The organism is Asticcacaulis aquihabitans (assembly GCF_032490435.1).
Classification (GTDB): Bacteria; Pseudomonadota; Alphaproteobacteria; order Caulobacterales; family Caulobacteraceae; genus Asticcacaulis.
In genome coordinates this window covers 143,502-167,836 of sequence record NZ_JAVGWM010000003.1, presented here as the reverse complement: position 1 = coordinate 167,836, position 24,335 = coordinate 143,502, and the positions used below count along the sequence as shown (strand labels likewise).

Below are 24,335 nucleotides of genomic sequence, written 5' to 3'. Positions count from 1 at the left end.
CCTTCTGTGGTGGACAAACTTAAATCGACTTACGGCGCAATGACAAGAATAATGTATACGATTTTGCTGAATGGCATTTTCAGACCTGGTTCACCCGTACGCGGATAAGGTCGTAAAAAGGACGCCTTGCAATGATGTTTCAAGGCATTGGATTTTTACGAACATTGTCTTTATGGGTTTTGGCCATGACCGATCTGAACAAACGCACGCTTTTGCTGGGCCTTACGGCCACCGGCCTGGTTTCCGCCTTGACATCTGGCCTGCCCGCCGCCGCGCAGAATAGTAAAAACCAGTTTGGCGGGCTAATTACGCCGCCGAATTTCAACGCCGCCGACAAGGCGCGGATCAAGAAAGCGACCGAATACCTGCAAGCCCTGGCCACAGGTCAGGGTCGTTTTGAGCAGACCGACTACAAGGGCCGACGCACGACCGGCAATTGGTATATCGCGCGTCCCGGAAAAATGCGCTTCGAATACGACCCACCCTATTCGCTGCTCATCGTGTCGGACGGAAAGAACGTGAATATGTGGGACCCACGTCTGCAATCCTTCGACAGCTATCCCTTGAGCGAAACACCCCTGTCGCTCTTCCTTGCACGCCAGATTCGCCTGGATCAAGGCGTCGTTGTCACGGCGGTCAGTTCCAATGCCCAAGGCTTCATCTTGAAAGCGCGCGACCGCCGCAAATCGGTGGAAGGCAATATCACCCTCGGCTTCAGCCAATCCGGCGACGGCTCGGTAGGTTTGCGCGAATGGACCATCACTGATGCGCAAAATCGCGCCACCACAGTCCGACTGACCAGTTTCACCCGCGATTCGGGGCTAAATCCGTCGCTTTTTGTGTTGAATAAGCCGCAGACAAAAAAATAACGCCAGATCAAACTTTTTTCTTGTCGTTTTTTATTGATCGTGTTATTTTTCACACATGGAGAATGACGGCGGTTTTTCTCTAGGCCCGGGACCTTCCGGGCGTGCGTTTTCCCTTTTTTCTCTTCGTGTTATGTGCCAAAATCTTTAAACCGGTTCGTCAGCGCGAACCGGTTTTTTTTGTCTGTTTGCGCAACCGACCTCCGTCATGTGAAACAGGCGGCCGGGAAAGCTTTTTGGAATGCGCCTTAGCCTTGCGTCGTGGAATGTCAATTCGGTCCGGCTCCGCCTGCCGCAGGTTGAACAGTTTTTAAAAACAAACGACATAGACGTCCTGTGCCTTCAGGAAATCAAATGTCAGGAACACGAGTTTCCTCGCGAAGCGTTTGAAGCCCTGGGCTATCCCCACATCCATATCGCGGGTCAAAAAGGCTGGCATGGCGTGGCATTGGTTTCACGCGTGCCGTTCGATGCGCAAGCCACCCCCACCTTCTGCCGCCGCGGCGAAGCCCGGGCTCAGGCCATCCGGATAGGCGACATCGATATCTGGAACTTTTACATTCCGGCCGGCGGCGACCTGCCCGACCGCGAGGGCAATGACAAGTTCGATCACAAGCTGACCTTCTACGAACGCTTGACCGAGGATCTGGCGCGGCGCGGGCCGGACAAACCCCTGCTGATCTGCGGCGACCTGAATATCGCGCCCGGCGAATTCGATGTCTGGAGCCATCGCCAGATGCTGCGCGTCGTCAGTCATACGCCGGCGGAAATCGCGGCGTTCGATGCATTGATGCGTGCGGGTGCTCTGCACGACCCGTTCCGTGTCGCCTATCCCGATCCGCAGAAGATTTTTACCTGGTGGAGCTATCGCGCCGCCGATTTTCGTAAGAGCAATCGCGGCCTGAGGCTGGATCACATTTTGCTCAATCCGGGTTTGATGGCAAAGGTCGGCGATCGTATCGCGGCCAAAATCCATGATACGGTTCGCGAATGGGATCGCCCCAGCGACCACGCCCCCATACAGGTCGAGTTCCAATATGACTGATCCCGTCGAAAGCCGACTGCCCGCCGACATTCTGGCGAAAGCCGATTTGCGTCACAGCGAATATGCCTGGCGGGTCGATAACCTGCCAGACGTCATTGCCGCGGCTAGGGCGTTGGGACTGCGCAATATCGGCGGCCAGTTGCAAATACGTACGCCGGACGCCATTGGCGAATGCGACTGGATCGACATCGATGCCTGCCAACTCATCCCGCCCGTCCTGCCGTGGGAGGCACAGGTCGAGATGGCGGCCAATATATCTTTGCAGGCTCTGGCCGAATTGAAGGCGGAGGTCGATTTCGCCGCGGAAATTCGCGAAGCCTTCCCGGGGCCGGTGGAACAATTGCTGGCCAATGGCGGACGATTGGAAGACGCCATATGGTTCGTGTGGTACGTTGACGCCGAAGACTAAATCGCACGCCGTATCTGATATTCAGAAGGCCGGGAATTCCAGTTTGGTGACATCGTAGCCCAAGGCCTTTGCTTTGGCGACCATGACCGCACGATCTTGCGGTGATGGCACCGCGCGAGCATATACCCACAGGTTCTTCATGGCCGGGTCCGCGCTGATAAACCAGCTATGGTCAGGCGCTTCGTACAGAACCCAATAGTTCCAGGTGATAAAAAACGGATACTGCACCCGCAGGCGCGCATTGTCGCCACCGGCATCGGTCAGCGTGCCTTTTCCCTTTATGGTCTTGAGTTTGCCCGTCGGCGTATCCGTGTGACACCCGTCTTCCACCGTCACCTCGCCCGGCGTCTGGCCTGTGCCATAGGTCGTGTAACCGGCAACGCAGCCATTTGTCAGCCACATGGGCCGGCGCGCGATTTCGAGCCAGGTGCCACTGTAATGGCTCATCGGTATGGCGACGGTTTTGGGTGCTGTGTCCGGGGCGGGCATGGAGGCGCAAGACGACAAAAGAAGTGCCGCACCGATCGTCAGATATCGCAACATAACCAATCCTTTTTTAACCCGGCCCGTAAGCTATACGCCGGGAGGATTGTTTCAGATTAGCCGGTCAGCATTCCACGACATTGACGGCCAGACCGCCCTGGGATGTTTCCTTGTACTTTGACGACATGTCGAGGCCCGTCTGGCGCATGGTTTCGATGACCTGATCCAGAGTGACCTTATGTTCGCCGCTGTCGCGTAAGGACAGGCGGGCCGCATTGGCTGCCTTCACGGCGCCTATAGCATTGCGTTCGATGCAGGGAATCTGGACCAGGCCGCCGACCGGATCGCAGGTCAAGCCGAGATTGTGCTCCATGCCAATTTCCGCTGCGTGCTCGATCTGCGATGCGCTGCCGCCCCAGACGGCGCACAGGCCAGCCGCACCCATGGAACAAGCCACGCCAACCTCGCCTTGGCAGCCCATTTCGGCGCCGGAGAGAGAGGCGCGTTGCTTATAGATCATGCCAATCCCGGCCGCAGTGAGGAGGAAACGCCCAATCTTGCCTTCCGATACCGCATCACCCGGCTGCCAGCCGTCGAAGGCGCAATAATAGCGGATCAGGGCCGGTATCACGCCCGCCGCGCCATTGGTCGGCGCCGTGACAACGCGCCCGCCAGCGGCATTTTCTTCATTGACCGCCATGGCGAAAACGTTGAGCCAGTCGAACAGGCGTTCCGATTCTTGATTGTGACTTTCGCTGATCAGGGTGTCGTACAGCCGCGACGCACGACGCTTTACGCTCAATCCGCCCGGCAGAATGCCTTCGGACCTCAGGCCCCGGTCGATGGCGCCGCTCATGACCTGCCAGATACGCAGCAGGCCGGCATCGGTTTCGGCGCGGGGACGCCGCGCGTCTTCATTGGCCAGGACGACGTCGTATATGTTCAGCCCGTCACGGGCACAGATGGCGAGCAGTTCGGCGGCGGATGAAAACGGTAGAGCCCCCTTGCCCGCCACGCCGATACGGTCGTTTTCGGCTGGTCGCGACAATTGTTCCGCGGAAGCTATGAAACCGCCGCCGGTGGAATAAAAGGTCGCTGAAAAGAGTTCCGAGCCCGCAGCATCATATAGTCGCACGCACAGGCCATTTGGGTGCAGGCGCGGCATGATATCGCCACGAAAGTCGACGTCGCGGCGGTAATTGAAGCCAACGGTCGGACCGTCAAAAAGTGCTATGTCGCTGGCCGTTTTCAACGCCTCGAATGTGGCTTCCGCCCAATCGGGGTCCAGGGTGTCGGGCTCGGCGCCAACAAGGCCCAATATCGCCGCCTTGTCCGAACCATGCCCTATGCCGGTTAGGGCCAGGGAGCCCTGTAGCTCGACCATGACACGGGCGGCGCGGCCCAGTACCCCCCTGTTCTTCGCCTCCTGCAAAGCACGCTTGGTGATACGCATCGGTCCCACCGTATGCGAACTGGATGGACCGATCCCAATCTTGAAGATGTCGAGAGTGGACAACATGGCCTGGCATCCTATGCGAAAGGTGAAACGCGCCCTCGCTTCGGCGCATCGGAAACGGCGCTTGTTTTGAACCCATTCTGAAGAAAAGAACAGATAGTTTCCACAAAAACTATCTTGTGCGCCGACATGAAAAAGCCGGGGCGAAACCCCGGCTTTCCGATCAGAACTGGAGGCGGTAACCGCCGGCGTCCGTCATCAACAGGCGCGCATTGGCGGGGTCCGGCTCGATCTTCTGACGCAAACGATAGACATGGGTTTCCAGCGTGTGTGTTGTGACACCCGCATTATAGCCCCATACCTCCGTAAGCAGCTCTTCGCGGGTGATTGGCTTACCGCCGGCGCGATAGAGGTATTTCAGGATGTTGGTTTCCTTTTCCGTCAGGCGCGTCTTCTTCTGCGTCTGATCGACCAGCACCTTAAGCGCCGGCTTGAATTCATAAGGCCCGATGCGGAAGGTCGCATCTTCGCTGGTCTCGTGCGAGCGCACCTGAGCCCGTATCCGCGCCAGGAGCACGGCAAACCGAAACGGCTTGGTGACGTAATCGTTTGCACCGGCATCGAGACCGAGAATGGTGTCGGAATCCGATGTCTGGCCCGTCAACATGATTACCGGCGTGGTCAGCCCGCCCTTGCGCAGCAGGCGGCAGGCCTCACGGCCGTCCATGTCCGGAAGATCGACATCAAGCAGAATCAGGTCGGCATTGACGCTTTTTCCGAGTTTCAGACCTTCGGTACCGTTCGATGCCTGAATGACCTTAAACTCTTCATGAAGTTCAAGCTGCTCGGCCAAAGCTTCGCGCAGTTCGTCATCGTCATCGACTATAAGGAGGGTTTTTTGTTGCACCATGATCCTGTATCTTGTGTTTATCGTTATGACTAAGCAGCAAAAAGGCCACAATGGTCAAGAATTTTACTGCCCGTGCCGACGGCACGCTGCGCCTGAATGAACATAGGGTGCGTTGCGCCTTGGGAAAAGGGGGCCTGCGCCCGGCAAGCGAGAAAAGGGAAGGTGATGGCGCTTCTCCGGTGGGAATCTGGCCAATCCGTTATGTTTTCTACCGTCCTGACCGTCTGGATAGGCCCCAAACCGCTCTAAACTGTGTCACTTTGTCGCCAGATGACGGTTGGTGCGACGATCCGTCATCACCTGTCTATAACCAACATGTGAAGCTGCCCGTAGAGTTCAGTCACGAGAAATTGTGGAGAGATGACCATGTCTATGACGTGATCGTCGTCCTTGGGTACAATGATGACCCGCCCGTCGCGTGCCTGGGATCGGCCATCTTCCTCCATCTGGCGCGGGAAGATTATAGCGGCACCGAAGGCTGCGTGGCGATCGCGCTGGACGACATGCGCACATTTCTGGCGGCGGCGCAGCCCGGCGACGGTATCGAAATAACCCTGACTTGAGACCATGATCTGACGCTGCGATCAGCGCGCGCCGAACAGCGCCGACCCCACGCGGATTTCGTTGGACCCAAAGGCGATGGCTGTTTCGAAATCATCGCTCATGCCCATGCTGAGGTGGGTTATGCCGTTACGCTCGGCAATCCGTTTCAGAAGGGCAAAGTACGGACCCCGCGGTCCATCCACCGGCGGAATACACATTAGCCCGTCAACAGCCAGTCCATATCCGACCACGGTTTTAAGAAAGGCGTCGGCATCTTTTGGCCAGACACCGGATTTTTGCTCTTCTTCACCGATATTGACCTGAACGTAGGTCGAAAGGGCCTTGCCCTGCCTTTGTATTTCATCGGCAATCGCGCGGGCGATCTTTTCGCGGTCTATGGTTTCGATCACGTCGAAAAACGCCACGGCGTCGGCGGCCTTGTTCGACTGCAACGGTCCGATCAGGCGCAACTCAAGGCCTGGATAGTTTGCGCGTTGCTTCCCCCAACGCTCCATTGCTTCCTGAACGCGGTTTTCACCGAAGCGACGATGCCCGGCGGCCAGGACAGGCGTGATGGCCGCCCATGGTTGATTTTTCGAAACGGCGGTAAGACCGACGCTGTCGGGCAACCGACCCGCATCGCTCAGGGCCTTGTGCATTCGGTCGATCAGCCTAAAATAGGTGTTCCCGGAATGGGCGTCCAGAGATGACATACAAGACCCGCTTTCAATATCTGCTCGATAAGGCCCGCGATATAGCGCAGGCAAGCGGCGCATTGAACCCCCAATTGCCGCCTCTGTTCTTCTTTACCGATCCGAAGCGGACCCCGCACCCTGAAGATATAGCCATTCACCTACCGGCCGGCTGCGGCGTTATCTACCGCCATTTTGGTGAAGCCCACGCGCTTCAGCGCGCGCGCCTGCTGCGCAAGATCGCAGAAGATAATGGCCTGACCTTGCTGATCGGCGAAGACGATGCGATGGCGCATGAGGTTGAGGCCCACGGCGTGCACCTGCGTCAGGCCAGCCAAGGCCGCGCCTGCGATCTGCGGGTCAAGCACCCGCACCTGAAATTGACGGTGGCCTGTCATGACATGGACAGCCTGCGCCGCCTGGACGGTGATAGCGCACTCGATGCCGTTTTTATTTCGCCCATATTCGCCAGTCATAGTCCGTCCGCCGCCAATGTCACCCCTTTGGGGGCAAAGGGTGTGCGTGACTGGACCGCTTTGACAGGCCGGCCGGTCTACGGGTTGGGCGGGATCACATACGACAATATCGCATCCTTGCATGACAGTGGCCTGTCAGGCATCGGCGCGATCGACGCCTTTCATTTATAGATTCAGAATTTAAAGGTCGTTTCCAGACGAACGCGCGGCTGCGACTTGGCGTTCTCTACGACACGACGGGCGGCTTCCGGCTTCAAGGGATCGGACTTTTCACCGAAACCCAGCGATCCGCCGACGCGGACGGACGGCGACAACTTGTAATAGGCACCCGCATCAATATCGTTCGCACCGGACGGCGTGGTCTCAGGCTGGTTGATATCGAACTTGACGCCCCACTTGCCCTGGAGATTGAACTGATAGACCTTGGACTGCGGCTTGGAGAAGCCGGTGGTATCATTGCTGATATAGCTTTCGCCGGCCGGCAGGCTCAGCGGCGTAAGGCCGAAGACATCGCCATTCGAGGCAGACGACTGCGGGCGGACAACCTTGGTCTGAGCCGACGCGACTGTGCTGCTTCCGGCAATCGCCAGAGCCAGGACAGGCACAAGAAAGGTCAGAACAGGTCTCATCATCACCGGCTTTACGTCGTCCAATCCCCCATTTCCCGCTCGTATCCACCCGTTCAGGCGGCTACTACGCAAAGATCACGAAGGATCAAACAGATATGCACATCTAATATGACATCGATGCGTCAATTTGGAATTAAGCTCTGCGGTCTTGTCCGTCAATTGAGATGCCCATAAAAACAGCACCCCAAGGTCATTCGCCTGAAGGATGTGTTGAATCCGCCACGGATGGTTAACGGCTAACGGCAACAAAATTGCCGATACGTCAGGCGTGACATAAAGAAAGCATAAGCTTTCGCGACGTGCCCCACATCCGCCCTTATTTGCTGTTGAGTTAACAAACTTGTGAAGGCACCCCTTGTCATACCCCCGGGCCTCCATGCTATAGAGACGTTCGGGCGCCTGACATATATGGGCATTGGGGCCAATAATTTAAGGATTTCCGGCGCTTTTTGAAGCACGCGCACGGGTCCACAGATGCGGAGTGATCATTCGATGACGACTATGCGGAAATCAGCCCTGGTCCTGGCTGCCCTTGGTGTTTGCCTGTCTTTCAGCGCCTGCGCCAGCTTGGGTAAAAAGTCGCCCGCCACGGCCTCCGCGAACACAACCACGCCGGAAGGCGAGGACAAGATCGATTTCGGCAAACTGTTCGGCGGCGGCAACGGAAAGAAATCGTCGAACGTTCAAGAGACCGCTGGTATTGGCGTCAACGCCTATTTGTGGCGCGCATCGCTCGACACCATCTCCTTCATGCCTCTGACTTCGGCCGATCCGTGGGGCGGCGTGATCATCACGGACTGGTATGCCAATCCGCAAAGCCCGGACGAACGTTTCAAAACAACCATCTTCATCCTCGATGCGCGTCTGCGCGCCGACGCTTTGAACGTCAACGTTCAGAAGGAAGTCCGCCAGGGCGACCGCTGGGTACCCGCCGATGTGTCGCAACAAACTCAGCTCGATATCGAAAACGCGATCCTGACGCGCGCGCGCGAACTTCGCCTATCGAACGTCAAGAACTAAACCTGACCGCCCGAGCACATAAGAAAGCCGCCGCGGTTTGGGCCGCTGCGGCTTTTTTGTATTGGTTTGCAAGGCAACGCGCCCTATAAGCAGCCCACCTGTTTTCCATTCATTCGCACAAGATTTATGGCCCGTTACAATCCCAAAGAGACCGAACCCCGTCAGTTGCAACGTTGGGCCGATGCCGATGTCTTCCTGACGCAGCAGGACGCCGACAAGCCTAAGTACTATGTGCTGGAAATGTTCCCCTATCCGTCCGGCCGCATCCACATGGGCCATGTGCGCAACTACGCCATGGGCGACCTGGTGGCACGTTTCAAGCGGGCGCGCGGGTTCAACGTTCTGCACCCCATGGGTTGGGATGCGTTCGGCATGCCGGCCGAAAACGCAGCTATGGAACGCAAAATTCATCCAAAGGGCTGGACCTACGATAATATCGCCGCCATGCGCGCCGAGCTGAAGCGACTGGGCCTGTCGATCGACTGGACGCGTGAGTTCGCAACTTGCGATCCGGCCTATTACGGCCAGCAGCAGAAGTGGTTTAACACCCTGTTGAAAAACGATCTGGTCTACCGCCGCGAAAGCCAGGTCAACTGGGACCCCGTGGACATGACGGTGCTGGCCAACGAGCAGGTCATCGAAGGCCGGGGCTGGCGTTCGGGCGCCGTGGTCGAAAAGAAGAAGCTGACCCAGTGGTTCATGCGCATCACGCGCTTCGCCGACGATCTGATTGAGGGCCTGACCACGCTGGATCGCTGGCCGGACAAAGTCCGCCTGATGCAATCCAATTGGATCGGCAAGTCGCGCGGCCTGAAAATGACCTGGCCGTTCGCGGACGGTGAGATGGGCGGAAAAGCCGGCGTCGAAGTTTACACCACCCGGCCGGACACCCTGTTCGGCGCCAGCTTCATCGCCATTGCCGCCGATCACCCCCTGGCCCAGGAAGCCGCCGCCGGTAATCCGGATCTGGCCGCCTTCATCAAGACGCTCAACAAGGGCGGCGTGTCCCAGGCCGACATAGACACCGGCGAGAAGCTCGGCTTCAATACCGGTATCAAGGTCAAGCATCCGTTCAAGGACGGGGCGACCCTCGACATCTGGGTCGCCAACTTCGTCCTGATGGATTACGGCACGGGCGCCATCTTCGGCTGTCCGGCGCACGATCAACGCGACCTGGATTTCGCTCGCAAATACGGCCTATCGGTAACCGAAGTCGTATTGCCAACCGGCGCTAATCCCGAGGAGTTCCGGGTCGGCGACGAGGCCTATACAGGCCCCGGCCATATCTTTCAGTCGGAGTTCCTCGACGGTCTCGACATCGAAGCCGCAAAAGATGCCGCCATTGCCAGGATCGAGACCATGGGGCTGGGCGAAGGCGCGACCGTATTCCGACTGCGGGATTGGGGCGTATCGCGCCAGCGCTATTGGGGCTGTCCTATTCCGGTCATTCATTGCGAAGACTGCGGCGTGGTGCCGGTTCCGGACGATCAATTGCCGGTCACCCTGCCCGAAGACGTAACCTTCGACGTTCCGGGCAACCCGTTGGAACGTCACCCGACCTGGAAGCATGTCAAATGTCCGCATTGCGGCAAGGATGCGCGTCGCGAAACCGATACGCTCGACACCTTCGTTGATTCCTCCTGGTATTTCGCCCGTTTCACCGATCCAAAAGCAGAGCAGCCGATCAATAAGGCGGCCGCCGATTACTGGTTGCCGGTCGATCAGTATATCGGTGGCATTGAGCACGCCGTTCTGCACCTGCTCTACGCCCGCTTCATTACGCGGGCTCTGAACCATTGCGGCTATCTGGAAGTCAAGGAGCCGTTTGCCGGCCTGTTTACCCAAGGCATGCTGACGCACGAAACCTATAAGACCACGGCCGGCGCGTGGGTTGAACCCGGCGACGTCGAGGTCAGCAATGAAGGCGGCGTCCGTATAGCCACTCAGGTATCGACAGGCGAAGTCCTGACCATCGGCGATATCGAAAAGATGTCGAAGTCCAAGAAGAACACCGTCGCGCCAGAGGACATATTCAATACCTATGGGGTTGATTCTGCAAGACTTTTTGTGCTTTCTGACTCCCCGCCCGAACGAGATGTGCAATGGTCGACCTCCGGTGTCGAAGGGTCCTGGCGCTTCACCCATCGCGTATGGGATCAATTCGACAGCTTGCCCGACGAAGATGTTCCGTGTACGGACGAATCAGCGGCTGCCGATCTCCTGAAGGCCGCGCACAAGACGGTGAAGTTCGTTACCGAAGGCTTTGAAAGCTTCCGTTTCAACGCGGCCATCGCCAAGCTGTATGAATTCGTCACGATCGTCCGCAACGCCGATATCGCCAAAACCGGTTCCAAAGCGCGCCGCGCGGCATTGACCTTGCTGGCCGGGCTGATCGCGCCGGTCACGCCCCACCTGGCGGAAGAATGCTGGACGCGTCTGGGTCATGATGGCCTGATCGCCGCCGCCGCCTGGCCAAAATTCGATCCGGCCATGGCGCAGGACGACGTTTATGTCATGCCCGTCCAGGTCAACGGCAAGAAGCGCGGCGAAATTTCCATACCGATCGGTGCGTCCGAAGACCAGATTCGCGAGATGGCGCTTGCGGACGAAGGGGTAAAACGGCATCTTGACGGCGTATCGATACGCAAGATCATTATCGTGCCGAACCGAATTCTCAACTTCGTTGTAGGATAGCTGAATGCGCCGCGTCGCCAGACTGATGTTCGCCGGGGTTATTGCCCTTATGCCGGTCGCCCTCGCCGGCTGTGGCTTCGTGCCCCTGTACGCGCAGCAAGGCTTAACGGCCAATATGGCACAGATCGGCATTGAGATGCCGCAAACCCGCACCGGTTATTTCCTGGAGCAGAATCTGCGCAATGGCTTTGGCAGCGATGACAAAAGCCAAAAGCGATACAAGCTGACGGTTAAGATGACCGAAAAGCGCTACGGCGTTGGCTTTCGTGTCGATGACACCTCGACACGTTCCGAATTGACCAGCTCAATTACCTACGTATTGACGGATGCTACCACCCACGCGGTAATGTACCAGAACAGCTTCGTCGAGACCGTGTCCTACGACACATCACCGTCGCCCCTGACCGGGGTTATCGCCCAGCAGGACGCCCAGGAACGCGTCGCATCGGCCATTTCGCGTAAGATTCAAACCGAGCTGGCGGTTTATTTCCACGAAAAGAAATAGTTCGTGGTGAAGCTGGCCAAACGCGCCGAGATCGACGCCTTTTTCGCCAAGCCCCCGGCCCATACGGTCGGGGTTCTCATCTATGGCAAGGACCGAAGCCAGGTCATCGAACGCTGTACTGTCCTCGCAAAGCGTATCGTTCCCGATATCACCGATCCATTCAATGTTTCGATTCTGACCGATAGTGACATCGAAGCTGATCCTGCGCGCCTGGAAGGAGAGTTGCAGTCCCTGTCCCTTATGGGCGGCAGGCGTCTGATCCGCCTCAAGTTCTTTTCCGAAAAAGCCGTCCTGGACAAAGCCGTAGCCGCCAGCCTGAAAGCCCACGCGGCGGGCGAGTTCAACAAGGATGCCTTTATTATCATCGAGGCGGGCGGGCTTGGGGGCGATTCAGCCCTCCGTCGTCTCGCCGACAGCGACAAAAACCTAGCCTCCATTGCCTGCTATGAGGACGAAACGGGCGACATCGTGCGCATGGCCCGCGAAGCCTTGGCCGCCGAAGGTGTATCGCTCAGCACCGGGGCCATGGATATTTTTGCGCAACGTCTGCCCAAGGAACGCGGCATTGCGCGCCAGGAGATCGAACGCCTGATCCTGTTTATCGGACCGGGATCGCACAAGACGCTGAACGAAAGCGAATTGCAGGAATTTCTCGGGGTCGAGCCGGAGGCTTCTCTATTCAAGGCCGCATCGGATGCGTTCGGTGGCCGGATGAAACAGGCGCAAGCCGGCCTGCGTCGTGCTTTTGCTGAAGGCGAAGGGGGCGCCGACGCCATGCGTGCTCTAAGCCTCCAGTACAATAAACTGAAGCTGCTCAAGAGCCATTTAGAAAAAGGTCTCGGCACAAAGGAAGCCGCACGCAATGCCGGTGTCTTCTGGAAGGACGAAGATGACATGCTACGCCAGGCCAGGGCCTGGAGCTTCGATGTACTGGATGGGCTGGCGCGTGATCTGATCGATGCCGACAAGCAATGTAAGTCCACAGGTATGCCGGACCTGCTTATCGCCGAGCGGCTCTATCTGCAAATCGCCGGCCGAGCGGCTCGCATGGGCGTTTAAGACAGCGCTCTGTGGCGAATCTGACGGGCAAATGCCCGACAGAGATCGCCAGATTCACCACAGAGCGATATTATATAAATAATTCAATTATTTCATAAGCTTACGGCAAATCTCGTCAAGCTGTTCCAGCGTTGCATAGCTAAGACGCAGCTCACCCCGCCCGCCCCGGTCGTCCAATTTTACGGTCAGGCCCAATGCCTCTTGCAAGTCCTGCTCAAGCGACAAGGTGTCAGCATTCGGTGCAGCCTTGGGCCGGGGCGCGGCAGCCGGCTTTGGCCCGGCCAGTTCGTCCCGTACCAGTTGCTCCGTCTGGCGGACGGACAACCCTTTAGCGATGACCTCTTCCGCCAAGCCCGTCGCGTTGGCGGAGGTAATGAGAGCGCGGGCATGGCCAGAAGACAACCGGCCGTGCATGACATGGTCCTGTACCTCTTCCGGTAAAGCCAGCAGACGCAGAACATTGGCGATGTGAGAGCGCGATTTACCCACAACCTGCGCCAATGCGTCCTGAGTTCGGCCGAAACGATCCTGCAAAACCTTGTAGGCGCGCGCCTCTTCTATTGCGTTCAGGTCGGCCCGCTGCACGTTCTCGATAATGCCGATTTCCAGCACATCCAGGTCGTCCATCTCGCGAATAATGACGGGAACGGTATGAAGTCCAGCTTTTTGGGCCGCGCGCCAGCGGCGTTCACCGGCAACAATCTGGTAGTGCCCGGCCTGACCGGGTGCAGGCCGAACAAGAATCGGCTGCAAAATACCTTTTTCCCGGATAGACGCTGACAGCTCATCTATCTCGGCGTCGTTAAACAGACGCCGCGGCTGATCGGGATTGCGAACAAGCAGCTCAATCGGCTGCTCCAGACCGCGCACCTGCTCAATGCTGCGTTCCGCAACCGCCGTCGCTTCTGTCCGCGGACTATTGGTATTCTGATCGCCCAGCAATGCGGACAAACCGCGGCCTAAACCTCTATTTTTTTCAGACATATAGTTTCTTTCTTACGCGTCAGGCGGCCTGGGCGCGGCGCGAGCGTTCGCGCGAGACGAGCTCCTTTGCCAGCCGGATATAGGCCTGGCTGCCGGAACATTTCATATCGTAGATTAAGGCTGGCTTGCCGAAAGAGGGCGCTTCCGACACCCGCACATTGCGCGGTATGACCGTGTCATATACCAGCGCGCCAAAGTGCGACCGGACATCGCGTTCCACATGACCGGACAGCGCATTGCGACGGTCGAACATGGTGAGGACGATGCCTTGCAGACTGAGCTTCGGGTTCAGACTACCGCGCACCAGATCGATGGTGCGCATCAACTGGCTCAGACCTTCCAAGGCAAAGAATTCACATTGCAGCGGCACCAGTACCGCATCAGCGGCACTCATGGAATTCACGGTCAGCAGATTGAGCGACGGCGGGCAATCGATAAGAATATAGTCATAGGGCGGATTTTTTTGATCCAGCCCATCCAGCGCGTCACGCAGGCGGTAGGATCGACGTTCGGCCTGGCCCAGTTCGATTTCAACCCCCGACAGATCTGGGTCTGACGGTAGCAGCCAAAGCCCAGGCACGGCCGTACTTACAGCCGTATCACCAATCGGGCGCTGATCGACGATGACGTCATAAAGCGAGCTGGCGCGTTGCTTCTTCGGCACGCCCAGACCGGTCGACGCATTCCCTTGGGGGTCCAGGTCGATAAGCAAAACGCGTTCGCCGATTGCCGCCAAGGCGGTTCCGAGATTGATGGCTGTCGTCGTTTTCCCAACGCCGCCTTTTTGGTTGGCGATGGCCAATACCCGCACTTTGCGTTCGGTTTCGAGGAATTTATCGGGCACGACGCAGCCTCCGGATATGGACCACGCGGCCGCGCGGATCACTGATGGACTCAGTCTGTTCTACGTCAAAGCGCCAGGTTTTTCCAGCTTCCTTCAGTTCACTTTCCACGTTTTCCCCCTTTAAAAACCACGCTTCCGCACTGGCTTTCATATAGGGTTCGGCAAAGCCCAAAAGCTTCGTCATCGGCGCCACCGCGCGTGCCGTCACGACGTCAACCGTCACCCTCACATTCTCCGCACGATCATTGATAACGATCGCCGGTAAGGTCAGGTCATCGACGACCGTTTGTAAAAAGCGGCATCGCTTGGCCAAGGATTCGACCAGATAGACCTTCGCCGGCGGGCCGTCTGCGTGCTTCAGCAGAATGGCCAGGACAAGGCCGGGAAAACCAGCGCCTGCGCCGAGATCAGCCCATGTTCGGGCGTTCGGGGCACGATCCAACAATTGCGCACTGTCGAGAACGTGCCGCGACCAATAGTCGGGCAAGGTTGCCGGCCCGACAAGGTTCATGACCTCATTCTGGGCGGCCAAAACAGCATAGAAACGCGTCAGGTCGCTTAAGGCTTCGTGTTTCACGTGAAACAGCAGCTTCGCCGCCATTTCATCCGGCGTCATATGAGTCATGCCGTCAGCTTGGCCTGATTACGAACATAGAAAAGAAGCGTCGTTAGAGCGCCCTGTGTGATGCCCTCTATGCGGCCAGCCTGCCCCAAGGTGTGGGGCCGTATGCGATTGAGCTTTTCGCGCGCTTCATTCGATAGACCGAGTATGGCCAGATAATCGATATCATCCGGCAGAACCAGATTTTCATCTTTGCGGAAACTCTCTATCTCCGCCTTCTGCCGCGACATATAACCGGCATACAGAGCATCAATTTCAATCTGCTCATACAGTACTTCCGGCCACGCGCCGATTTCGGGCCATAGGGTCTCGAGCCGTTCACGACTACAGCTGTCATAGGCCATCAGCTGGCTGACATTGCGCCGCTGGCCATCGCCGTTCACTTGAATACCTTGAGCCAAAGCCTCCTTAGGCGTAGCCACCAATTCAGCCGCTCGCACGCGAATCGCATCCAGAGCCGCCTTCTTGTTCAACCAGGTCGCCTTCCGCGTCTCACCGACAACGCCGATAGCCAACCCGCGATCCGTCAACCGCTGGTCGGCATTATCGGCGCGCAGGCTGAGACGAAATTCAGCGCGGCTAGTGAACATGCGATAAGGTTCGGTCACACCCCGCGTCACAAGATCGTCAATCATGACACCGATATAGGCTTCGTCACGACCCAACACGGTCGGGCTATATCCCCCTGCCCGCGCCGCAGCGTTGATACCGGCCATCAAGCCCTGTGCCCCCGCCTCTTCGTAACCCGTGGTCCCGTTGATCTGGCCTGCCAGAAACAAGCCCGGCAATGGTTTTAATTCCAGCGTCGGATGTAATTCGCGTGGATCGACATAGTCGTATTCGATCGCGTAGGCATAGCGCTTAATGACGACATCTTCGAGCCCAACGATGGTACGGATAAAGGCATCCTGGGTCGCCTCGGACACGCTAGTTGAAATGCCATTCGGATAAACGGTGTCGTCGTCATAGCCTTCCGGCTCGAGGAAGATCTGATGCGATGTCTTATCGGCGAACTTGACCACCTTATCTTCTATCGACGGACAATAACGCGGCCCACGACCGGACAGGTGGCCACCATATACGGCGGACTCCTGAAGCCGGTCGGCGATGATCTGGTGCGTCTTTTCGTTGGTATAGGTGATCCCGCAGGCAATTTGGGCGCGTTCAATCGAGGGGGTCAGCATCGAAAAAGGTTGAATCGGGTCATCGCCCAATTGCTGTTCCAAGCGGTCCCAATGGATAGTCTTGCCGTCGAGACGCGCCGGCGTGCCCGTCTTTAACCGTCCCATGTCAAGCTTCAAGTCATAAAGGCGTTGCCCCAGACCATTGGCTGGTGCGTCCCCCCACCGCCCCGCAGCAATGCGCTTTTCACCGATATGAATGACACCGCGCAAGAAAGTGCCAGTGGTTAGAACAACCGCTTTGGCCAGATAGTTCGCGCCGTCGCCATCGACAACCCCCGTGACAACATCACCATCCAGAATCAGGTCTTCAGCTGCCGCCTCGACAATGGTGAGATTCGGCGTCTGCGCCAACTCGGCCTGTACGGCTTCACGATAAAGTCGACGGTCGATCTGTGCACGCGGCCCACGTACGGCAGGTCCCTTGGATTTGTTAAGGACCTTGAACTGCATCCCGCCGATATCGGCCATCCGTCCCATGATCCCGTCCAGCGCATCAATCTCGCGCACCAGATGCCCTTTGCCCAGACCACCGATGGCCGGATTGCACGACATCTCGCCCAAGGTCGCAACCCTGTGCGTCAACAAAAGTGTCCGTGCGCCCATGCGGGCAGATGCCGTCGCGGCCTCGCAGCCGGCATGGCCGCCGCCAACGACAATTACGTCCCACATGGTTTTGGGTTTACTCATAAGTCTCACTCTGAATAGGAAGACGCCGCCTATACCATATAGGTGCGGCGCGCGCTACTTGCCGATGCAAAAGCTTGAGAAGATGACATCGAGCACGCCCTCGACATCATAGCGGCCAAAGAGGGCCTCGAAACTGTTCAAAGCCGAACGGATATTTTCAGCCGCCAATTCAGGCACTGCCAGATTTGACCGAATGGCCACCGTCAATTGGTCGCGGGCGTCGGTTAGCCGCTCGACATGACGTTCGCGCGTGGCCGCCGGAAAGGTTTGAACGGCCAATTGTTCACCGACAATGGCTTCCAATCTGGACACAAATTCAGGTAAACCCAGCGCCTGTGAGACACTAACGGCAAACACCGATGTTTCACGTGAAACACTTAAGGCGGCGACGGCCTGTCGCTCTGCTTCGAGGGCATCATCTATCTTGTTAAAGACCAACAGATCGCCGTCACGAAAATCGTCCGGCACGGCCGGACATGTACTATCAATCACCCAAACACGCAGATCTGCCTCATCGGCTTTGGCACGCGCCCGGCGAATGCCTTCGGCCTCGACCACTTCGTCCGTGTCGCGCAACCCGGCCGTATCGTAGAGCAAAACAGAATAGGGTCCGATACGCAGTTGCGCCTCTATGATGTCTCGCGTCGTGCCGGCAATCGGCGTAACGATGGCCGCCTCAGACTTTAGCAGGGCATTGAAGAGGCTGGACTTGCCGGCATTGGGCTCGCCCAGAATGACAATGCGATACCCTTCGCGTATCTGGCGGCCCCGATGCGAGTCAGCAATAGCGGCAGTGAGTGTGGCTTCAAGCGACCGCATCCGCGTCAGGATGGAATCCACCAAACTGTCGGGAAGATCTTCATCCGGGAAGTCAATAAAGACCTCAAGACGTGCCAACAGATCAACCAGATCCGACCGCCACACTTCATATTGCCGTTTGAGTCCGCCGCCCATTTGGGTGAGCGCCTGGCGCCGCTGCGCTTCCGTTTCTGCATCGACCAGATCGGCTATAGCTTCGGCCTGTGTCAGATCGAGTTTGCCATGTTCCAGCGCCCGCCGCGAAAATTCACCGGGAGCAGCGAGCTTGAGACCAAGTTCGTTGAATATGAGGTACAAGCGATCCAAAATCGCCCTTGAACCATGAACATGAAGTTCGATGCAATCTTCACCGGTAAAACTGTTGGGCGCTCGAAACCAAATGACAATGGCTTCATCGATAACATCATCTTGCCAAGTCAACGACGTGTAGGTCGCCTGACGCGGCAGAAGAGTTTTTGATGTAAGGTGTTGGACGGCACTTAACGCCTCTGGACCCGATAGTCGAATTATCGAGACCCCGGCCCGGCCCTGCGCAGACGCCAGGGCGAATATGGTGTGTTTCACGTGAAACACTCCTTTGTACTACTTGTCAGTCTTACCGGTATTGAACGGATTTAAGGAGGCCTGAGCGGCCGTCTGCATCAATTTCATGAACTGGTCCTGAGCATGAACGCCCATACTTGACCAGGATTTCATGATTTCTTCTGGCTTCATTGAATGTATATTCGCCTCGACACGCTTGCGCATCTGTTCGACCATAAAGTCGTTCAGCGGCTGGACGTCGGGAAGCCCCAGAAACGCCCTGGCCTCTTCAGGTGTGCACTCGATATCGAACGTGACCTTCATTTCAAGCTCCGAAAATATGACAAATCAGCCTGAACCCGTCAGGCTGATTTGGCAAGTCATCCTTAGGTGTTCATCGACTGGAAGAACTCGGCATTGTTCTTCGTTTGCCGCAACTTGTCACTGAGGAATTCGATGGCATCCTGAGCGCCCATCGGATTGAGGATACGGCGCAAGACATAGGTCTTTTGCAGGTTAGTCTTTTCGGTAAGCAGTTCTTCCTTACGCGTGCCGGACTTAAGAATATCCATGGCCGGGAAGACGCGCTTATCAGCCACCTTACGGTCAAGTACGATTTCAGAGTTGCCGGTGCCCTTGAATTCTTCGAAGATGACTTCGTCCATACGCGAACCGGTGTCGATGAGCGCCGTCGCGATGATCGTCAGAGAGCCACCCTCTTCGATGTTACGCGCCGCACCGAAGAAGCGCTTGGGACGTTGCAACGCATTGGCGTCAACACCGCCGGTCAGCACCTTACCCGATGACGGGACGACCGTGTTATAGGCGCGGCCCAGGCGCGTGATCGAATCGAGCAGGATGACGACATCACGCTTATGTTCGACCAGGCGCTTAGCCTTTTCGATGACCATTTCGGCGACCTGAACGTGGCGAGTCGCCGGTTCGTCGAAGGTTGAGGAAATGACTTCGCCACGCACGGTGCGCTGCATGTCGGTCACTTCTTCGGGACGTTCGTCGATAAGCAGAACGATCAGATAGCAGTCCGGATGATTGGCGGCAACGGACTTGGCGATGTTTTGCAGCATGACCGTCTTACCAACGCGCGGCGGCGCTACGATCAAGCAACGTTGCCCTTTGCCCAGAGGTGCCACGATATCGATGATGCGGCCCGAACGATCCTTGATCGTCGGGTCTTCCATTTCCATCCACAAACGCTTCTCCGGATAGAGCGGCGTCAGATTGTCGAAATGGACCTTATGACGGATGTTTTCAGGGTCTTCAAAATTGATCGATGTTGTCTTGAGCAGGGCGAAATAGCGTTCACCTTCGCGTGGGCTGCGGATCGGTCCTTCGACCGTATCGCCGGTACGCAGGCCGTAACGGCGAATTTGCTGCGGCGAAACATAGATGTCGTCCGGACCGGGTAGATAGTTGGCTTCGGGCGAACGCAGGAAACCGAACCCATCTTGCAAGACCTCGATTACGCCGGAGCCGGTGATTTCAACGCCTTCTTCGGCGAGCGCCTTAAGGACCGCAAACAGCATGTCTTGCTTGCGCATGTTACTGGCGTTCTCGACGCCAAGCGATTCCGCGAACGTCAGCAGGTCTGTCGGCGACTTGTCCTTCAGGGTCTGAAGCGACATCTTCTGGCCCGTCATCGACCCTTCGACAATCTCCTCATCGCCTTCTTCTGTTTCCAGATCGGCGTCCAGAGTATCTTCGGTTTGGGGTGCCGCGCTCGCGTCTGCCTCGGTTTCGGGCGTGGGCTGTTCGGGGTGGGTTTCGTCAGTCATGGGTGTATCTCTCGTGTGTTGATACGCGCGAGGACTTGCAAAGGGTTAAACCCTTGCAATCGCGATCGTATCCCCTGCCCCTTTTGGCTTAAACGCTTGAAAAGGCTGATAAATGTCATTTGAAGTGGCTGTTCCGCAGAACGCGGGGCCATGGTGCCGGTACCGGCTATCGCTGGATAGGTACACCAACGGCGTACAGAATCAAGAAAAACTTCTGTGCCGAAGGGTCAACGGCCTATCTAGATCCGTATTCCAAGGTCACCGACAACACCATGATAATGGCCAAAACGAACGGGACCTCGTTTATCTTGCGCCAGAAGCTTTCCGTACCGATGGGTTCGCCGCGTTGCAGCTTTTTGAAGCGCGAGCTCAACAGATGGTGATAGCCGGTCATGGCGACAACCCCCGCCAGTTTGACCAATATCCACGCGCTCAGCAAAGACTCCCAATGGGCGTGGAAGCGCATGTAAAGAAGAATGCCACCCAATATCCAGGCAACGATCATCGCCGGGTTCATGATAATGCGCAACAGATTGCGTTCCATGACATTAAAGACGCTTGTCACGGCCGGCACGTCGGCATTCTTGATATGATAGATAAACAGACGCGGCAGGTACAACAAACCCGCCATCCAGGCGATCACTGCCAGGATATGCAGCCCCCTGACCAAATCATACCAATTCATGCCGACTTCCTTTTCGGGCAGAATTTATGGCACCGATCGCAATTGTGATCGCCGATCACAGGCGCTTTCGACCCAATGGCCTTCAGTATCTCGTCATTCAACGCCTTGATGTAGTTCGGATCGATGCCGAGTGCCGGCAGACGAATATAGTCCTTTACCCCTGCCCCACTGGCCAGGTGCGCATATTCGATATCAAGCTCGACCAGGGTCTCGATATGCTCCGACACGAAAGCGATGGGCACCAGAATAATCGACTTGCCGTCCTTACCCGCTTTTTCGATCGTCGCATCCGTCGACGGCCCGATCCATTTCATCGGCCCGACCCGGCTTTGATAACAGATGGTATGCTCAACCGGTGCCCCCAAGGATGTCATGATGCGGGCGACGCAGGCCTCGACCTGTTCCTTGTACGGATCGCCGCGCTGTATGATGCTTTCAGGCAGCCCGTGCGCCGAAAACAACAAGCGGTAATTGACCGGATCCTTGATCGTTTTCAGCTTGGCCGCGATCATGTCGGCATGGGCCTTGATGAAATGATCGTTGTCAGCGTAGCAACAGACCGCGCTGACCTTAGCAGACCCCTTGTACGCCTTCTTGAAAGCCTGAAAGGACGATAGGGTCGTGGTCGATGAAAACTGCGGATAAAGCGGCAGGAGAACAATTTCCTCCGGGTTCCACGCCTCAATCTCCTTCACCGTCTCCTCGATGAACGGATGCCAATAGCGCATACCGATAAAGACCTTCGCGTCGATCCCTTTGGTGCGCGAAATATAGGCTTGCAACGCATCGGCCTGAGCCTGAGTTTCAGCCAGAATTGGAGACCCGCCGCCCATATAGGCGTAATTTTTCCGCGCCGATTCGGCCCGCCGACTCGAAATCAGCGACGCAACACCCTGGCGCACGCCAAAGGGCAGATTGATGATATTACGATCTGCAAACAGGTTGTAGAGAAATCCCTGCACATCTTCGGGAGCTTTCGGGCCGCCGAGATTGAACAATAGAACCGCAACCTTGGTCTGCGCCACCGCTTCGCTGCCTGAGCGCATTTTCATCAACCCCGAATTCGTAATAACACCTGCTCGACATGAGCCATGGGCGTATCCGGGAAAATGCCGTGCCCGAGGTTGAAGATCAAGGGCCCCTGCCCCCAGCTTTGTAAAATCAGATCGACCGCCGCATCCAGCGCCTTCCCGCCTGAGCGTAACACAACCGGATCGAGGGCGCCCTGGATAGGGACCTTTTTCTGTAATTCGATCCCAAGCGTCATCGGCGTTGCCGTGCCCAGGCCCATACCCTGAACCGGCACTGCGTCTATGTAGTCGTGGCAGCGAGCTTCGGCGCCACGCGGAAAGCCGATGATGGGCAAGGTAACGCCCAGTGCCCTCACCCGCTCGATTAACCGGATATGCGGCTGAATGACCAGGCTATCGAAATACGGGTCCGGGAAACCTTCCGCCCAGCTTTCGAAAATCTTCAGAACTTGAGCACCTTGATCCGCTTGCTTTTTCAGATACCAGGCCGATGCCTCGATCACGATATCGAGCAATTCCATAACCCTGACCTCATCTTCGTAAACGAAGGATCGGATCAGGCTGCGATCATGCGCCTTCTTGCCATTGAGCATGTAGGTCATAACGGTCCACGGTCCGCCACAAAATCCGATCAGCGTCGTCTCCGGCCCCAGCTGTGCCTTTACCCGTGCAACGGTCTCACCCACATTCTGCAAAGCCTCTCCGGCAAGCGGGGCCCTTTCACGCATAACCGCCAAATCAGGCAATTCACCCAATATCGGCCCCTCACCTACCGCGAAGGTCAAATCCTGACCCAAGGCCAGAGGGATCATCAGAATATCCGAAAAAAGTATGGCCGCATCAAAGCCATAGCGCCGGATCGGCTGAAGGGTCGCTTCCGCCGCCTTTTCAGGGTTCAGGCAGAAATCGACGAAGCCGCTCGTCGTCGCCCGCAAGGCTCGGTATTCCGGCAAGTAGCGCCCGGCCTGACGCATAAACCATACCGGGGGTACCGACAGCGTCTCTCCGCTGAGAACCTTTAATATCGATGGCTGGGTCACGGTCATATGTCAATCCGGGGTAAAACGTCGAACACGTCATGACCCATACTTAAATAAAAGAAAAGGTATGAAGGAGTTATAGAGGGCAGGGAAAGTGCGCAAAAGTGTCGCAGATTTGGCGGGATTCACTGGTTTTTCACATGAAGACGGAGAAGGTTAATGAGTTCTTAACAACCCTGTGAATGATTGGGATAATTAACCAAATGTTAGGAATAGCTAATAAATTCCTAACGCGATGTCGTGCCGTCTTGTGAATGGTTAATGAAGAGTTAACTTACGCACAGACACCCATAAGGATTTCATACAGTTTTGTGACATGCGGATAATCGACGGGTAAAAACGCCAGTTGTGCACCCTTATCCAATGGCCTTGCGGCACCAACCGAATTATCGGATGATCATCCCCAATCGCTCCCGACTTATCCCGGGCGGCCATCCACCGTTCCTTACACAGATATATTTCATGACTTCGCCCTCTTCCAAAATCGGCAGCTACTTTCACGTGCACCTGGTGTCGGATTCCACTGGCGAAACATTGAACGCCTTGGCCAAGGCAGCGGCGGCCCGTTTTGAAGCCATCCTGCCGATCGAGCATATCTATGTGCTTATCCGCTCCGAAAAGCAGATGGAACGCGCCTTGGCTGAAATCGAAAGTTTCCCCGGCATCGTTCTGCACACCATCGTCGATATGGAGTTGCGCACCATTCTGGAAACACGCTGTCGCGAACTGGACATGCCGGCGATTGGGGTTCTTGATCCGCTTGTTGTTGCCTTTTCCCGTCATCTCGGCGCGGCGGTATCAAAGCGTGTCGGCGCCCAGCACAATCTCGACAACGAATATTTTGAACGGATCGAAGCGCTTAACTACGCCATTGCCCATGACGACGGCGCGGCGGTGGATAAGGTGCGTCAGGCCGATGTCGTTCTGGTCGGTGTCTCGCGCACGTCCAAAACCCCGACCTGTATCTATCTGGCCCACCGCGGTATCAAGGCGGCCAACATCCCCCTCGTCCCTGGCCGTGAGCCGCCGGAAGAACTCGACCAGCTCAATATTCCCTTGATTGTCGGTCTGATAGCCTCTCCGGAGCGGCTGATATCTATCCGCAAGAACCGTCTGCTGACGCTGAACGACGACCGGCCCTCCTCCTATACGGATCAGGAAGCCGTCCGTCAGGAAATCATTCGTGCCCGGCGCCTGTTCGAAAAGAAGGGCTGGCCGGTAATTGATGTGACCCGGCGGTCCATTGAGGAAACGTCGGCGACCATCATCAGCCTGTTGAACGAAAAGCGGACAGGACGGCTGGGCGGTATCTGAGGCGCGCACATCACGTCTCTGCC

At 56.8% G+C, this 24,335-nt stretch carries 25 protein-coding genes; 10 read left to right on the top strand and 15 right to left on the bottom strand.

The annotated features are described in order from the left end of the window. The first annotated feature begins 185 nt into the window (after positions 1-185). From RCJ00_RS11490 to RCJ00_RS11480, 3 genes are all read left to right on the top strand, one after another. Positions 186-869 (top strand): LolA family protein, encoded by a 684-nt coding sequence (locus RCJ00_RS11490; RefSeq protein ID WP_316222058.1) that lies wholly within the window; start codon positions 186-188, stop codon positions 867-869. Between the two features lie 238 nt (positions 870-1,107). Next, positions 1,108-1,911, top strand: coding sequence for an exodeoxyribonuclease III (xth, locus tag RCJ00_RS11485; protein ID WP_316222057.1), 804 nt, complete (start codon positions 1,108-1,110; stop codon positions 1,909-1,911). After that, on the top strand, positions 1,904-2,320 hold the full coding sequence (locus tag RCJ00_RS11480) for a hypothetical protein (protein ID WP_316222055.1): 417 nt from the start codon (positions 1,904-1,906) through the stop codon (positions 2,318-2,320). Before xth ends, RCJ00_RS11480 begins: the two co-directional genes overlap by 8 nt. A 21-nt stretch (positions 2,321-2,341) precedes the next feature. Here the strand turns inward: RCJ00_RS11480 and RCJ00_RS11475 are convergent, their stop codons facing one another. The 3 genes from RCJ00_RS11475 to RCJ00_RS11465 all read right to left on the bottom strand — a co-directional run bounded on the left by RCJ00_RS11475 (position 2,342) and on the right by RCJ00_RS11465 (position 5,169). Beyond that, positions 2,342-2,863 carry a lipocalin family protein gene (locus RCJ00_RS11475; RefSeq protein WP_316222054.1) on the bottom strand — a complete coding sequence of 174 codons (522 nt, stop codon included), beginning with the start codon at positions 2,861-2,863 and terminating at the stop codon, positions 2,342-2,344. 64 nt (positions 2,864-2,927) lie between these two features. Next, positions 2,928-4,322, bottom strand: coding sequence for an L-serine ammonia-lyase (locus RCJ00_RS11470; protein ID WP_316222053.1), 1,395 nt, complete (start codon positions 4,320-4,322; stop codon positions 2,928-2,930). A gap of 160 nt (positions 4,323-4,482) precedes the next feature. Further along, entirely contained in the window at positions 4,483-5,169 is a 687-nt protein-coding gene (locus RCJ00_RS11465) for a response regulator transcription factor (protein WP_023456094.1), read from the bottom strand. 50 nt (positions 5,170-5,219) lie between these two features. Between RCJ00_RS11465 and RCJ00_RS11460 the strand changes: the two genes are divergently transcribed. Next, complete coding sequence (locus RCJ00_RS11460; RefSeq protein WP_316222052.1) at positions 5,220-5,732, top strand: L,D-transpeptidase family protein; 513 nt, start codon at positions 5,220-5,222, stop codon at positions 5,730-5,732. A 21-nt stretch (positions 5,733-5,753) separates the two neighbouring features. Here the strand turns inward: RCJ00_RS11460 and RCJ00_RS11455 are convergent, their stop codons facing one another. Beyond that, a complete protein-coding gene (locus tag RCJ00_RS11455; protein WP_411267540.1) occupies positions 5,754-6,425 on the bottom strand; it encodes a YggS family pyridoxal phosphate-dependent enzyme in 672 nt (223 codons plus the stop codon). Here RCJ00_RS11455 and RCJ00_RS11450 point away from each other — a divergent pair. Continuing rightward, positions 6,419-7,051, top strand: coding sequence for a thiamine phosphate synthase (locus tag RCJ00_RS11450; RefSeq protein ID WP_316222051.1), 633 nt, complete (start codon positions 6,419-6,421; stop codon positions 7,049-7,051). The genes RCJ00_RS11455 and RCJ00_RS11450 overlap by 7 nt on opposite strands. Before the next feature lie 2 nt (positions 7,052-7,053). Here the strand turns inward: RCJ00_RS11450 and RCJ00_RS11445 are convergent, their stop codons facing one another. Next, entirely contained in the window at positions 7,054-7,512 is a 459-nt protein-coding gene (locus RCJ00_RS11445; RefSeq protein WP_316222050.1) for an NtrZ family periplasmic regulatory protein, read from the bottom strand. A gap of 489 nt (positions 7,513-8,001) precedes the next feature. Here RCJ00_RS11445 and RCJ00_RS11440 point away from each other — a divergent pair, with 489 nt between their 5' ends. The 4 genes from RCJ00_RS11440 to holA all read left to right on the top strand — a co-directional run bounded on the left by RCJ00_RS11440 (position 8,002) and on the right by holA (position 12,787). Further along, entirely contained in the window at positions 8,002-8,529 is a 528-nt protein-coding gene (locus tag RCJ00_RS11440) for a DUF3576 domain-containing protein (RefSeq protein ID WP_316222049.1), read from the top strand. A 126-nt stretch (positions 8,530-8,655) separates the two neighbouring features. Beyond that, on the top strand, positions 8,656-11,223 hold the full coding sequence (gene leuS, locus RCJ00_RS11435) for a leucine--tRNA ligase (protein WP_316222048.1): 2,568 nt from the start codon (positions 8,656-8,658) through the stop codon (positions 11,221-11,223). A gap of 4 nt (positions 11,224-11,227) precedes the next feature. Beyond that, a complete protein-coding gene (locus tag RCJ00_RS11430; protein ID WP_316222047.1) occupies positions 11,228-11,728 on the top strand; it encodes a hypothetical protein in 501 nt (166 codons plus the stop codon). 6 nt (positions 11,729-11,734) lie between these two features. Further along, positions 11,735-12,787: a DNA polymerase III subunit delta gene (gene holA / locus RCJ00_RS11425; RefSeq protein WP_316222787.1), complete on the top strand. Its 1,053-nt coding sequence runs from the start codon at positions 11,735-11,737 to the stop codon at positions 12,785-12,787. An 87-nt stretch (positions 12,788-12,874) separates the two neighbouring features. Here the strand turns inward: holA and RCJ00_RS11420 are convergent, their stop codons facing one another. The 10 genes from RCJ00_RS11420 to hemE all read right to left on the bottom strand — a co-directional run bounded on the left by RCJ00_RS11420 (position 12,875) and on the right by hemE (position 23,004). Continuing rightward, positions 12,875-13,771, bottom strand: a complete 897-nt coding sequence (locus tag RCJ00_RS11420; RefSeq protein WP_316222046.1) for a ParB/RepB/Spo0J family partition protein — start codon at positions 13,769-13,771, stop codon at positions 12,875-12,877. Positions 13,772-13,790: 19 nt separating this feature from the next. Next, a complete protein-coding gene (locus RCJ00_RS11415) occupies positions 13,791-14,582 on the bottom strand; it encodes a ParA family protein (protein ID WP_031237922.1) in 792 nt (263 codons plus the stop codon). Between the two features lie 22 nt (positions 14,583-14,604). After that, entirely contained in the window at positions 14,605-15,231 is a 627-nt protein-coding gene (gene rsmG / locus RCJ00_RS11410; RefSeq protein ID WP_316222785.1) for a 16S rRNA (guanine(527)-N(7))-methyltransferase RsmG, read from the bottom strand. Positions 15,232-15,236: 5 nt separating this feature from the next. After that, a complete protein-coding gene (mnmG, locus tag RCJ00_RS11405; protein ID WP_316222045.1) occupies positions 15,237-17,108 on the bottom strand; it encodes a tRNA uridine-5-carboxymethylaminomethyl(34) synthesis enzyme MnmG in 1,872 nt (623 codons plus the stop codon). A gap of 54 nt (positions 17,109-17,162) precedes the next feature. Next, positions 17,163-18,491 (bottom strand): tRNA uridine-5-carboxymethylaminomethyl(34) synthesis GTPase MnmE, encoded by a 1,329-nt coding sequence (mnmE, locus tag RCJ00_RS11400; protein WP_316222044.1) that lies wholly within the window; start codon positions 18,489-18,491, stop codon positions 17,163-17,165. A gap of 18 nt (positions 18,492-18,509) precedes the next feature. Further along, on the bottom strand, positions 18,510-18,773 hold the full coding sequence (locus tag RCJ00_RS11395; RefSeq protein WP_316222043.1) for a DUF6489 family protein: 264 nt from the start codon (positions 18,771-18,773) through the stop codon (positions 18,510-18,512). Between the two features lie 62 nt (positions 18,774-18,835). After that, a complete protein-coding gene (rho, locus tag RCJ00_RS11390; RefSeq protein ID WP_316222042.1) occupies positions 18,836-20,242 on the bottom strand; it encodes a transcription termination factor Rho in 1,407 nt (468 codons plus the stop codon). A gap of 235 nt (positions 20,243-20,477) precedes the next feature. Then, positions 20,478-20,927, bottom strand: coding sequence for a CopD family protein (locus RCJ00_RS11385; protein ID WP_316222041.1), 450 nt, complete (start codon positions 20,925-20,927; stop codon positions 20,478-20,480). Beyond that, on the bottom strand, positions 20,924-21,979 hold the full coding sequence (gene hemH, locus RCJ00_RS11380) for a ferrochelatase (protein ID WP_316222040.1): 1,056 nt from the start codon (positions 21,977-21,979) through the stop codon (positions 20,924-20,926). The genes RCJ00_RS11385 and hemH overlap by 4 nt, the downstream gene beginning before the upstream one ends. Further along, positions 21,979-23,004 carry a uroporphyrinogen decarboxylase gene (gene hemE, locus RCJ00_RS11375; RefSeq protein WP_316222038.1) on the bottom strand — a complete coding sequence of 342 codons (1,026 nt, stop codon included), beginning with the start codon at positions 23,002-23,004 and terminating at the stop codon, positions 21,979-21,981. The genes hemH and hemE overlap by 1 nt, the downstream gene beginning before the upstream one ends. 456 nt (positions 23,005-23,460) lie before the next feature. Here hemE and RCJ00_RS11370 point away from each other — a divergent pair, with 456 nt between their 5' ends. Next, positions 23,461-24,312: a pyruvate, water dikinase regulatory protein gene (locus tag RCJ00_RS11370; protein ID WP_031237914.1), complete on the top strand. Its 852-nt coding sequence runs from the start codon at positions 23,461-23,463 to the stop codon at positions 24,310-24,312. Positions 24,313-24,335: the final 23 nt, after the last annotated feature.